Source organism: Sorangium sp. So ce726 (assembly GCF_051521405.1).
Taxonomy (GTDB): domain Bacteria; phylum Myxococcota_A; class Polyangia; order Polyangiales; family Polyangiaceae; genus Sorangium.
On sequence record NZ_CP150349.1, the window covers coordinates 3,236,469 to 3,248,683 of the forward strand.

A 12,215-nucleotide genomic window follows, 5' to 3' on the forward strand; every position below is an offset into this window, starting at 1 on the left:
CGGTCCAGGCGTGCGGGCTGAGCGTTCGTCGAGAGAAACCCGCGGAAGGAGCTTGCGTGAACGCGCTTGCGCCCGATGGGCGCACCTGATCGCCTGTCATTCCCTTCCACGTCCACGCGCGAACCGCACGCGTGCCTCACTGCGGCATTCCGCCACGCGCTTCCGCGGAGAACGTGTGTTGGCTCAGGCACCTCCGGGTTGACCAGGAGCAACATCGGGCGGAGCGCGGCCCCGCGTGTCGCCGCGTCACGCGCCGAGCGTGGAGGGCTCGTAGCGCGTCACCCACGTCTTGATTTGCAGCTCGCAGAAGATCAGGCGAGGCTCAATGAAGCCTGCCTGGGCCAGGAGCGCGAAGACCTCGGCGTCCGAGGCCGGCATCTTCAACGACGCCATGGCCTTCCGTCGTTGCTCCGCCGCCTCGGGCGGCCGCCCCTCCGCGAGGGCCCGCCGGTCCTCGACGGCCCTCAGCAGCGGATCGTCTCCAATTCGACAGCCGATCACGAAGGGCGCCCCCGGCTTCAGGCGCCCGGCGACCTCCCGCAAGAGCTCGAGGCGCGCCTCGTCGCCCGGGACGTGGTGCAGGACGCCGATCATCTGGGCGCCGTCGAACAAGGGCCCGCGCGCGAGATCGCGCAGCTCGCAGGCATGCAGGCTCGTCCGCTCGAGGAGGCCTTCCGCCGCGAGCTTCTCTCTCGCGACGGCGAGCATCTCCGGCGAGGGGTCGACGCCCGTGAAACGGACGCCGGCCCCCGCGTAGCGCGCGAACGGCCTCACCTCGCTCCCGGTCCCGACGCCGACGATCAGCAGCGACGCGGCCTCCTCGTCGGGGAGCGCAGCGACCATCACCTCGGCGATGACCTGCTGCATGACGCCATAACCCGGCCAGAAGCGGCGCACCTGGTCGTCGTAGCTCAATGCTCGCTCGCGCCCGAAGTTCGCTGCGTGTTTCCCGTGCTCGTCCGTTTTCATCACGCCTTCTCCTCGGCGGACGGTCGCCCGGACCGCCTTCAGCAGAGGAGTATCACCCTTCGCGCAGCCTCGACATGGCGGGGGTTTCGATCCGACCGGCGGGGCTTTCTGTCGCGACCCCCGCGAGGCACCGGGCGTTGATGAATTGGCTCGACGCCGCCCTCGATACGCGGCACGTTCACGGGCGGCCGTTTCGGTCCGTCCTCCGGACCCCCTGACCCCGAAAACGAGTGGCCCATGAGGGTGAGAACCGGCGTGCAACAGGCCGCGGACTGCTCGGGCTGCAGCTCCGATCACGAGCGACGTGACGTCCCCGAAAGCGAAGGAGATCTCATGAAGAGAGCGACCCATCGTCCTGCAGCAGGCCTCGGACCGAGCTTGCCGGGGGTGGTCTTGCTGAGCGCCCTCCTCACAGGGTGCGGTGACGGCGAGACGAAGTCGAGCTCCTCATCCATGTCTTCAGGCACCGGAGGCAGCGGCGGCGGAGGCACGAGCGGCGGCGGAGGCACGAGCGGCGTAAGCGGTGGTGGAGCAGGAGGCGGCGACGCGCCAAGCACCAAGGGCTACCCCGATCGCTTCACCGTCGGCGCACCCGGCGTGGGCACCTACGCCCAATCTGATCCCCAGCTCCCGGTGCCGCCCGGATACACGGAAGTGTGGCCCAGCGACGACCAGAGCAAAGAGTGGGATCTGTACGATTGCGACGGCACTGTCAATCTGGACCACATGTATTTCCACGCGTTCATTTACATCGGCACCGGCTGCCACGGCACGGTCAACATCACCAACTCGATCATCGCGCCGCCGCCCGGCTCCACGAACCGCAGCATTCTGGTCAACGCCGACGAGTCCGCGCCGCTCACGTTGAACATCAGCGATACCACCATTCGCCCCGAGCCGGTCGGCCTTGGAGGTACGAACGCCGCCCTCACCGAGCATGCCGTGAACGCCTGTGCGACGTGCACCATCCGCATGACCCGGGTGGACGTGGCCAATACCGGTGGCATGTGCCTTTGCGGCCAGAACACCATCATCGAGCAGAGCTGGTTGCACGACAACTACATCGCGCACCTGGCGGACCCCTCTCTTGCGCATACGGGCGGTGTCTTCCCGTACGGGGGCAGCGGGCCGCTCGAGATCAGCCACAACCGACTCGAGCCGGGCGTCGACGCCGCGACGGGCAACGAGGTGCCGAACTACTGGCAAGCCATCACTGCCGTGCTCTTCACCCAGGGCGTCGATGGCTCGACGCTGCAGAACTACGATGTTCACGACAACTTCGTCTCGCTCGGCGCCTACGACTTCTACCCCGAGAACGGCGAGGACATGATCCTGCGCAACAACGTCTTCGGCCCGAGCCACTGGGGTTACACGACGTCGTGCGCGACGTGTACGTACGCTGATTGGTCCAACAACGTGGTCGGCGACATCGACGGCAACCCCACGAACGAGGTCGTCCCCCAGCCATGAGGCCGCGCTCTCGGCGGCGCCGAGGGGACGCGGGGGCGAGGCGGCGCGTTCAGAACATGGCGCGGGGGTTCGGCGCGTCGGCCGGGATGTCCTGCAGCACGTCCCAGTGCTCGCAGAAGCGCCCGTCGGCGACGCGGAAGATGTCGACCACCGCGACGCCGCGCGGCCGCCGCGGGTTCACGAGCTTGTAGTGCACAACGGCGTACTCGGCGTCGGCGATCATGCGCTGGATCTCGACCTGCGCGCCGTGAAGCGGCGTCTCGCCGTCGCGGAAATAGGCGATGAAGGCCTCGCAGCCGTTCGCCCCGGGCGCGGCGCGCGCGCCGGGGTTGTGGTCGACGAAGTCGGCGGTCAACAGCGCGCGGACGGCGTCCCAGTGCTTGCCGACCACGGCGTCGTACAGCTCGAGCAGCATCTGCTTGTTGCGTTCGGGGTTCATACGGAGGGGGCGTGCCTTTCTGCACCGGGGGGCAGGGTCGCTCGCCGGTGCATGCACACCCTCGCAGCGGGGCGCGCGGCGGGCTTGAATCTGCGCGCCAATCGTCGGCCGCACCGCGCCGTGGGCGCGTGCTAGCGCGTGCGCGCGACCGCGCGGTACGCGCTCGGCGGCATGCCCGACGCGGCGCGGAACTCGCGCGCCAGGTGGGCCGCGTCGCTGAACCCGTACGCGTGCGCGATCTCGGTGAGCGGCCGAAGCGAGCCGGCGATCGCGACGGTGGCGTCGCGCGCGCGCACGCGGCGCGCGAGCGCCGAGGCCGTGGTGCCGTGCGCCGCGAGCCGGCGTTGCAGCGTGCGGACCGACTGGCGCGTGGCGTGCGCGAGGCCCTGCGGCGTCCACGGCGCGTGCGGCTCGCGCGCGATCGCCGCGAGCGTGGCGGCGACCGGGTCGTCCGCGGCGCTCGGTGGGTGCAACGTCAGGCGCGCGGACGGCGCCGGCGCGGTCCGGCGCGACCACGCGAGGCGGAGCGCGACCGGCGGCTCGGCAAGCGACGCGGGCCCGAGCCAGCGGGCGTCGCAGGCGAGCTCGCGCCACGGTCCGCGCGCGGCGCGCGCCGCGAGGACGAGCGCGCTGTGGCCCATCCGGCGCAGCAACGCGGCGAGCACCCCGGTGATCATCACGGTCTGGCTCGCGGGGGCGAGCGCGCCGGCGTACGGCTGGGCCGCGAGCTGCAGGGCGCCGGCGCCGTCGAGCGCGAACCGCGTCTGGTGGCGCACGCCCCACGCGCGCTCGAGCGCGCTCCAGCGATGCGCGAGCTGCGCCACGCTCGCGGCGCTCTCGAGCAGGTAGAGCGTCGGCGAGAAGGTCAGCGTGTCGAGCCCGTCGCCCAGCGCGAAGACGGCGCCGAGCCCACCGGCGCGCGCGCGCTCCGCGACGAGCTCCCGCAGCGGCGCCGCGGGGCTGAGGGCCTGCAGGGCGGGGTCGGGCGCCCGCGCAACGTCCACCTCGCGCGCGCGGACGCGCTGCGCGAGGTGGAGCAGCTGCAGGCTGACGTTCTGCGACATGGCGCGTGGGCGCAGCGACAGGCGTGTGCACGGCCGCGCGCGCTCGCGAGTGTGGCACCTGCGCGCGCGGGCCGCCACGGTCGCGCGCGCGCTCACCTCTCCCTGCTGGGCGATCTCTCGCCGCCCGAGCGCGATATCGCCTTCGGCGCGCCCGCAGCATCACCTCGCCGCAGACGCTGCTGCAATCGACGGAGGATCACGTCGCGCTCGGGCTCGACGCGACGGCCACGCCGTGGACTGCGCTGACAGGTCGGCGCGCTCATCATAAAGATGCAGCTCGATGCGAACGGTGGGATGGCGCGTTGTTCGACGCCTCGAACGCGGCCGTTCCAGAACGCCGCCTGGCGTCGCTCCAAGTCGCGCGGCATGTTCCGGACGTGATCCTTGAGCGGTCGCGGGCGGGCTTCGTACGCCCGCCTCAGGTCTCGCGCTCCGGCGGTCCCTTCAACGTATTCGGCCCGGTGCGCCCCTGGGTCTCCTCGGAGACGCCGTCGCTGAGCCGGGAACGCCGTGATCACAGGCCCCGTTCATCTGCTTGCGAATGAATGCTGGTTTGACCTCAATGGCGCTGGCAGCCGCCTTGCGGAGGCGGGCTCCCTCGGCGCGAACGATCGTCTGAATAGAATCATGGTGTGGAGGCAGAATGAAGAAGAGAGAACTTGGTCATAAGCTTGGTCTCGCGGTGTGCGCGGGCGCCGCGCTCGGCCTCTCCACGGGCTGCTCGATTGAAGGCGCGTCGGACGAGCCGCTCGAGGCGCTCGAGTCGCATTCGTCCGCGATCGTCGGCGGCCAGGTCGCCGAGGCGAGCCCCTGGGCCGTCCAGGTCTTCGACGTGCGCGGGAGCACCGGCGACTTCTTCCAGTGCACAGGCACCCTCGTCGCGGCGCGCTGGGTGCTCACCGCGCAGCACTGCATCGCGGACGAGGGCGAGACGTCGGCGGTGCGCGTCGGCAGCAACACGTACCGCGAGGGCCGGCGCATCGCGGTCGATGCCGTCGAGGTGCCCTCGGCCGTCCCCGACATCGTGCTGCTCCACCTGGCCGAGAACGCCGATGGCCCGTTCGTCCAGCTGGCCCAGGCGACGTCGGTCGCGATCGGCAGGGACGCGACGGCCTACGGCTGGGGGAGCGAGGGCACGCCGCTGGTGATGGCGCCGTCGCTCAAGAAGGCGACCCTCCACATCGACAGCTGGTACTCCGCCGAGGAGCTCCTGGCGACGGGCGTGACGGGCTCGGGCTGGAACGGCGACTCCGGCGGCCCGTGGTTCGTCGATGGGCGTCAGGTCGCCGTGTTCTCGGGCGTGAACGGGCAGGACGGCACGAACCTGCACGCGAGGCAGCTCGGCGTCGACGTCGCGCGCCACCGCGCGTGGATCGACGCCACGATCGCCGGCGGCCCCACCGTCCACCCCAGCGGCCAGGTGGTGCTCCACGATCTCTCGAACTTCTCCGGCATCTCACAGGGCTTCGGGATCGGCCGCCACGACCTCCCGAACACGACGATCATCGGAGACAACCGCGCGAGCGCCATCAGGGTCCCCGCCGGGCTCCGGGTCACGGCCTTCATGCACGGCACCTTCGGGGGTGAGGCGCGCGTCTTCACCTCGGACACGGATCTCGTGGCGGCGGGCTTCAGCGACACGATCTCGAGCATCGTCGTCTCGCACGCCTCGGACCCGCAGCTGGACGTGGTCACCTTGTACGAGAACGCCAACTTCTCGGGCGGCTCGGTCGTGTACGGGCTCGGCTCCTCCCTCTTTTTCAGCACGCCATGGGACCAGAGGGTCAGCTCCGTCCGGGTCCCCTCCGGCTTCAGGCTGACGCTCTACAACGGGCTCTGGCGATACTCGTCCGAGTCGCGCGTCTTCACGACAGACGCGAACCTCGCGCCAAACAACTTCGACGACAAGACCCGCAGCTTCCTCATCGAGCGACCCTAGGAGCGAGCGCACGGAGCGGCCAGCGCGCCTCACGCCGAGCGCGCCGCGTGGCGCGCGCGACGTGCGCTCCTCAGGTCGTTGATGGGTGGTGACAGGGTGATGACACGGCGTGTCGCGTCATCCCGCGGCGCCGGTCCTCACCCGCAGCGCGTAGGCGACGCCGCTCTTGAGCGTGCTCATCGTCATGATCGATCGGAGCTCCATGCCGAGATCGACGAGCGCCTGCGCGACGTTCGCCCGGATGCCGGTGAGGATGACCTGGGTCCCGATCAGCCGGAGCGCGGAAGCCGTCGCGACAAGGCTGCTCGCGAAGCTCTCATCGATGTTCTTCACGCCGGTGACGTCGAGGATGACCACCCGCGCCGCGTTCGCCTGGGCGCTCTCCAGCGAAGCCGTGAGCACCTGCTCGGCCCTGCGCCGGTCGACCGTGCCGATCAGCGGCATCACCATGACCCCCTCGGCGATGGGAATGACCGGCGTCGAGAGCTCGTCCAGCCGCTCGGCCTGCGCGCGGATGATCCTTTCCTGCAAAGCCGCCCGCAGCTGCTCGTTCTCGACGTTGTTGGCGAGCTCTTGCTCGAGGCGCGCGTTCGTGTCCCGCAGCTGCTCCGTTCGCCGCGACACCTCCTGCTCCAGCTCCTCGTTCGACCGCCGGAGCGCGTGCGTCATCTGCTCCACGTCCTGGTAGAGCTTCGCGTTCGCCACCGCGATCGCCGCCTGGGCGGCCATCAGCCGGCAGAGCTCGACCTTCACCGGCGAGAAGGCGTCCGCGGTGAGGTTGTTCTCGAAGTAGAACACCCCGTCCAGGCGGCCAAGGTGCGTCATCGCGACGCAGAGGATCGACCTCGGATTCTGAGAGACAATGTACGGGTCGCCCGGGAAAGCGCCGCTCCGGCTGGCGTCACCAAGGACGACAGGCTCCTTGGTCCTCGCGACATACTGCACGATCGCGCTGGACAGCTCCGGGCTGCCCTCGACGGGAGAACCCAGGCGCACGCGCACCACGTCCGGATCCACGACGATGGATGCCTCGATGACGAGCCTGTCCTCGTCGGGCAAGATCAAGAAACCCCGCTGCGCGCCGGCGCTCTTGATCACGATCCGCATCAGCTGATCGAGGAGCCTATCGAAGTTGAGCTCGCTCGAGATCGCCTGCGCGGCATGCATCACCGTCTCGATGTCGAGGAGCTCCGCGGAGGCCGGCCTCGCGCCGACGTCGGGTCCGGAGAGGGTGTCCGCGCCCGCGGAGAGCGGCGGCGGAGACGCCGTCACCCGCTCCATCGCGCCGAGGACGAGGTCTGGGTAGGACTCCCGCAGGTGCTTCATCTTCGCTGTCGCACCCCACCGCGAGTACGCCTGATAAGCCGCCTCCATCGACAGCCGTGCTGCGGCGACCCGCCGCTCGCCGAGCCAGAAGCGCGCGCAGAGCTCGTACGCGAGCGCCTCGTCCGGCAGGAAATGCCCCGCGCGCGCCGCCTCGATCGCCTGATCGTAACAGCTGGCCGCCTCGGCGCTCCTGCCGAAGGCCCGCATGCGCTCGGCTGCGATGAGCAGCCGCCGGTGCTCGAAGTTCTCTGGGCACTGCCTCGCCCAACCCTCGATCTGCCGCTCGTACCGGGCGAGCGCGGCCAGGAGCTCCTGCTGCTGCGCCGGCTCCGCGGTGGGGTAGGCGGCCAGGATGGTCAGACTCCCCAGATAAGGCAGATCGAGCGAGAACTGCTGGCCGAGCGCGCTCGCGATCCGCGCCTCGGCCTCGTTCATGGCGCGGAGCGCCCCGTCGAGGTCTCCGTGGAGATACGCAAGGCGGAGCCGGATGAGGTAATACCAGCACCCGGGAAAGCGCGATCCCCCGCTCTCGGCGCGCGCCAGCGCGTCGTCCTCGTCGAAGCTCGCGCTGCGGAGCAAGCGTCGATCCGACGTGCGCCCCATCAGCGCCGCCACGAGCTGACGGGCGAACAGGACCAGGAGCTCGTTCAGGGTGTCGTTCGTTCGCCGCAGGAGGATCAGCGAACGCTCGAGCTCATCCCCGAGGGAGCCGAGGTCCTCGCCGATGCTGAACCGCGCGTAGAACAGGTGGATGATCGCGTTGGACACAGACACGAAGTCTGCGATCTCGCTCCCCTCCTGGATCGCCCGCTCCAGATGCTCGATGACGAACGTCTGGTGCCTGAAGAGGAAGCCGATGACCCCGAGGACGAAATGCAGCCGCGCGCTCAGCCCGACGTCCTTGAACCTCTCGTTCAGGCTGAGCGCAGCTTGCCCTACCTCGTACGCCTCTTCCCTCTTCCCCCCGAGGACGGCGAGGTACCACGCTTGCGTCATGTACCCGGGCGCCGACATCGGCGAGCTGCCGTACCGCAGGGAGAGATTGGCGATCTTGAGACCGGCCGTGATATGGAGCAGCGGACTCGTCAGGAACGCTGGCGGGATCATGCTCGTGAGGAGCCGCATCTCCACGATCTTCGCTGGGTCCGTGGCCAGAGGTAGAGCGGCGAGGCTCTGGATTGGGCGTCCGGCCAGCTCCTGCTCGATGCCAGCGAGCTCCGCCGAGAGCGCCGCTTCGATCTCCGCTTCTGTCGCTGGCCAGCTCGAGCCGAGCAGCGCGAGCGCCTCCCTTCCCGCATCCAGCGCAGAGGCGAAGTTGCCCACGGTGGTGTGACGCACGACGCGCAAGTTGTAGACTTGCGCCCGCTCGACCGCGCTCTTCGCACGCGCGAGCAGCGTCGCGAGCAGCGCCTCGGCCTCGTCCGAAGCGAGGAGCACATACCGGCACTCCGCGAGGTCGACGTGAACCGCGAACGTGAGATCGTGCTGGTCTGCCCAGCCGGCGTCACCCAGGAGCTCCGCGGCCGCTTCGAAGTACCGCGCGGCCGCGTCGTGCGCCGCCGCCTCCCGGGCGCGCCGTCCCGAGGCGAGGTTCAGCCGCGCGAGCTCCGTGCGCTCGGCGGGGTCGACGATCAGCGCGGCGGCGATGTTCAGGTGGTTCACGACGTCGAAGAGATCGTCGTCGTGCGGCGAAGGCCCCTTGCTGGCGAGGAGCCGCCGCCCGATGCGCAGGTGGACGTCGCGCTCCTCCCCGTCCTCGATGAGGGCATATGCCGCCTGCTGGATGCGGTCGTGGACGAACTTGAAGCTGAGGTTCGTGGTCACCCTAAGCGAGCCTCCAGGCGCACCCTGGTGAAGCTCCGCGTCGAAGTATCTGTACTCCGCGTCGAGCGGGAGCACGTAGCCTTCCCGCGCCGCCGCCCAGAGGGTCGCCGCGGTCACGGCGGTGTCGCGCCCGTCGATGATCGAGAGCGTCTCCAGATCGAATCGGTGCCCGATGCACGCGGCGAGCTTGATCACCCGCTGTGTTCCATCGTCCAGCCGCCGCAGCCGCTGGACCATGAAGTCGACGACGCTGTCGCTCACCGCGCTCCGCTCGATCGCGTCGAGATTCCATGTCCACGAGCGGGTCGAACCATCGAACGCGACGAGCCCGTCCCTGGCCAGCGAGGCGAGGAGCTGGTTCACGAACAGCGGCATCCCGTTCGTCTTGGCGAAGATCGCCTCTGCCAGCGGGGCGACCCGCTCCTCGGGGGTGCTCAGCATGTCGGACACGAGCGCGGTCACGTGCGGCAGATCGAGCTGGCTCAGCTCGCACTGGGTGACGACGACCTTCGCTTTCCGGATCTCATTGAGCATCAGCGACATGGGGTGCGCCGCGCCGACCTCGTTGTCGCGATAAGCCCCGACGACCAGCACATGTCGCGTCTCGGGATCGGAGAGCGCATGTTGAAGCAGCCTGAGCGTGGCCGAGTCCGCCCACTGGAGGTCGTCCAGGAAGAGGACCAGAGGCGCCGCGTCCGCGACCAGGAGGTGCAGGAAGCGAATGAACGTCATCGTGAACCGGCTCTGCGCCTCGAGCGCCCCGAGGTGGGGAGCGGCCGGCTGCTCGCCGAGGATCAGCGCGAGCTCGGGGACGAGATCGATGATGATCTGCGCGTTCGCGCCGAGCACGGCCTGACAGCGCGTTCGCCATGCGGCGAGCTTCGCCTCAGGCTCTGACAGCAAATTACGCACGTGCTCTCGGAGCGCATGCGCGATGGGAGCGTACGGCGCGCTCCGGCTGAGCTGGTCGAACTTCCCGGAGAGCAGCGCCCCGCTGCGCTGCCCGATCTTCTTGTAGACCTCGTGGACAAGGGCCGACTTGCCAACCCCGGAGTGGCCGGCCACGAGCAGCAGCTCCACCCCGCCGCGCTCTGCGCGATCGAAGGCCGCGAACAAGATCTCGCTCTCGCGCTCTCTCCCGTACAGCCGCTGTGAGAATCGGAGCTCGGAGCTCTGGTCGCAGAGGCCGAGCGAGAACGGCTCGATCGCATCGCCCTGCGCGAGCTGCGACAGGCACGCCTCCACATCGAGCGCGAGCCCCAGCGCCGTCTGGTACCGATCCTCGGCCGATTTGGCCAGGAGCTTCATCGCGATGTCCGAGACCAGAGGTGGCACGGAGGGCACGATCTCGCAGACCGGCGTGGGGCGGCGCGCGATGTGGCTGTAGATGATCTCCATCGGGCTCGACGAGCAGAAAGGCGGCGCGCCAGCGAGCATCTCGTACAGCGTGACGCCGAGCGAGTAGAGATCCGTGCGATGGTCGAGGACCCGGTTCGTGCGCGCCGTCTGCTCCGGCGAGATATAGGCAAGCATGCCGGAGGCGAGCTCGGGGCTCCGCGCCCGCTGCGGCTCGATATGGACTCTCGTGGCGAGCCCCAGGTTCATCAACGTCGTCCGCTCTGTGGCGGTGTCAAACAGGATGTTGTCGGGCCTGACCTGCTTGTGGACAATCCCCTTCTCGTGGAGCGCGGCGAGCGCGCGCGCGACCCCTGCAGTGACCTGCAGCGCGGCGCGGAGCTCCAGCGGCCGCCCGCTCAGGATGCGAGCCAGGAGCTCGCCCGCCGCGTCCTCCATCACGAGCGAGGCGCGCGCCCCGTCCTCCTCGACCGCGATCGCGCGAGCCACGCCCGGCACGGCGAGGCGCTGGGAGAGCGCGACCTCGTGCCTGAGCATGGCGACGTTCTCAGGGCTCGTAAGGTCGGCCGTGAGGGTCTTCACCAGAACCGGGAGCTCGTCGGCGTTCCGAACCGCGCGATGAAGCACCATGAGCGATCCAGCATACACCTCGCTCGTTACGGTGTAGTGGTGTGGAAACATGAGCGAATTCTCCAGAAAACGGCAAAATCTGGCGAAAGCTGCGCGTCGGCTGGCCGCGACGTCGCAGGCAGGGGCCAGGACTCCGCGATCGCGGGAGCCTCCCCCGGCGCCACGATGCCAGAAAGGGTCGGATCGGCCAAGTAGCTCCGGCGAGAGGGGGAGTCGCGCCGGGGCGCCGCCTAACGAGCCCGAGAGCGCAGCGCGCTCGGTGCCCTTGCAACGAGCGTGCGATCTGGCCTATGTCTGGTCGCTGCCTCAGATGAAACCCGACTCCGCACTGTGAACGGTTGACGTCGATGGGGGCGCGGATGATCAGCTTCGCATGTGGTTGCAGCTCGATTGGCGCCGCGCGCACGCGACGCGCGCTGGCCTGGCTGGCGGTTACCTGATGGGCGCGCTCGCTATGTCCCTCGATGGGGTGTGTGCCGTGGTCACGGGCGCGAGCCGCGGGCTCGGTCGCGAGATGGCCAGAGCGTTGGCCGCGGCCGGGGCGCACGTCGTCGCCTGCGGTCGCGACGAGGGCGCGCTCACGGCCACGGTCGCCGCGATCCGGGGCGCCGGCGGCGACTGCGTATCTGTCGTGCTCGACGTCACGGACTCGCATGGCGTCGAGGCAGCCGCGGAGCGGATCTGGTCGGAGACCCCGGTCGACGTGCTCGTCAACAACGCCGGTGTCATGGTGCACAAGCCGGCGCTCGCCGTCGATGACGCCGAGTGGGACCGCGTGCTCCGCACGAACCTGACTGGCACCTTTTTCTGCTGTCGCTCCTTCGGTCGTCGCATGCTTGCGCGCGGCGGGGGGAAGATCGTCAACATGGCCTCCGATCTCGGGATCCGAGGGGGCGCGGGCTGGTCGGCCTACAGCGCGAGCAAGGGCGGGCTGATCACGATGTCGAAATCGCTCGCCTGGGAGTGGGCGCCGCACGTCACTGTGAATGTGCTCGCGCCAGGCGCCTTCGAGACAGACATGAACCGCGAGCTGCTCGCCTCGCCTGGCTTCCGCCGCGCGGTCGAACAGGCGACGCCGCTGGGCCGCCTCGGCATGGCGAGCGAGCTGGGCCCCATCGCCGTTTACCTGGCCAGCGCCGTGTCCGATTTCATGACCGGCGCGGTGATCTCGTTGGACGGCGGCATCCGGCGAAGCTGA

Annotated in this window: 7 protein-coding genes; 3 read left to right on the forward strand and 4 right to left on the reverse strand. The window is 69.5% G+C overall.

Translation table 11 applies throughout. The features are described from left to right. Nucleotides 1-246 precede the first annotated feature (246 nt). On the reverse strand, nucleotides 247-969 hold the full coding sequence (locus WME79_RS12315) for an SAM-dependent methyltransferase (RefSeq protein WP_437534991.1): 723 nt from the start codon (nucleotides 967-969) through the stop codon (nucleotides 247-249). A gap of 333 nt (nucleotides 970-1,302) precedes the next feature. On the opposite strand from WME79_RS12315, the gene WME79_RS12320 reads away from it, so the two are divergent. Beyond that, a complete protein-coding gene (locus WME79_RS12320) occupies nucleotides 1,303-2,439 on the forward strand; it encodes a hypothetical protein (RefSeq protein ID WP_437534992.1) in 1,137 nt (378 codons plus the stop codon). A 49-nt stretch (nucleotides 2,440-2,488) separates the two neighbouring features. Here the strand turns inward: WME79_RS12320 and WME79_RS12325 are convergent, their stop codons facing one another. Together WME79_RS12325 and WME79_RS12330 are read right to left on the reverse strand one after the other, a co-directional pair. Further along, nucleotides 2,489-2,878 (reverse strand): nuclear transport factor 2 family protein, encoded by a 390-nt coding sequence (locus WME79_RS12325; protein ID WP_437534994.1) that lies wholly within the window; start codon nucleotides 2,876-2,878, stop codon nucleotides 2,489-2,491. Between the two features lie 131 nt (nucleotides 2,879-3,009). Then, the gene (locus WME79_RS12330; protein ID WP_437534995.1) at nucleotides 3,010-3,942 is read right to left on the reverse strand and encodes a helix-turn-helix transcriptional regulator; all 933 of its coding nucleotides are present in this window, start codon (nucleotides 3,940-3,942) and stop codon (nucleotides 3,010-3,012) included. A gap of 643 nt (nucleotides 3,943-4,585) precedes the next feature. On the opposite strand from WME79_RS12330, the gene WME79_RS12335 reads away from it, so the two are divergent. Further along, complete coding sequence (locus WME79_RS12335; RefSeq protein WP_437534996.1) at nucleotides 4,586-5,881, forward strand: S1 family peptidase; 1,296 nt, start codon at nucleotides 4,586-4,588, stop codon at nucleotides 5,879-5,881. Nucleotides 5,882-5,998: 117 nt separating this feature from the next. On the opposite strand, the gene WME79_RS12340 is transcribed toward WME79_RS12335, so the two are convergent. After that, nucleotides 5,999-11,068, reverse strand: coding sequence for an AAA family ATPase (locus WME79_RS12340; RefSeq protein ID WP_437534997.1), 5,070 nt, complete (start codon nucleotides 11,066-11,068; stop codon nucleotides 5,999-6,001). A 322-nt stretch (nucleotides 11,069-11,390) separates the two neighbouring features. On the opposite strand from WME79_RS12340, the gene WME79_RS12345 reads away from it, so the two are divergent. Next, entirely contained in the window at nucleotides 11,391-12,215 is an 825-nt protein-coding gene (locus WME79_RS12345) for an SDR family NAD(P)-dependent oxidoreductase (protein ID WP_437534998.1), read from the forward strand.